Source organism: Shewanella sp. ECSMB14102 (assembly GCF_000813075.1).
GTDB classification, from domain to species: domain Bacteria; phylum Pseudomonadota; class Gammaproteobacteria; order Enterobacterales; family Shewanellaceae; genus Shewanella; species Shewanella indica.
This window is the reverse complement of sequence record NZ_JWGX01000112.1, coordinates 1-449: the sequence shown is the minus strand read 5'-3', so window position 1 is coordinate 449 and position 449 is coordinate 1. Positions and strand designations below refer to the sequence as shown.

At 46.3% G+C, this 449-nt stretch carries 1 protein-coding gene; it reads left to right on the top strand.

What is annotated here, in order from left to right; translation table 11 throughout:
• Positions 1-449, top strand: a 449-nt coding sequence (locus RC73_RS19570; protein ID WP_039036197.1) for an IS256 family transposase, incomplete at both ends; no start/stop codon positions are given.

Below are 449 nucleotides of genomic sequence, written 5' to 3'. Positions count from 1 at the left end.
CGATGAGATGGAGCGGAAAATCATTGCGCTATTTTCACTGGGCACAAGTTATCAGGATATTCGTGCCCATATCGCCGATATCTACGGCATTGAAGTCCCCAATGGCACCATCAGCGCCATTACTGATAAACTGCTACCTGAGCTTCAGGCTTGGCGTGAACGTGATTTAGAAGCCCTGTATCCCATCCTCTGGCTTGATGCTATTCACTATAAAATCAAAGAGAATGGCCGCTTTGTCAGCAAAGCTGTGTACACCATTCTGGCGCTCAATGTAGAAGGAAAAAAGGAGCTGTTGGGCTTGTATATCTCAGACACTGAAGGTGCACATCAGTGGCTAAGTATACTAACCGATCTTCATAGTCGCGGTATTAAAGACATCCTGATTGCCTGTGTCGATGGCCTTAAAGGCTTCCCTGAAGCCATTGAAACCATTTACCCACATACAGAGG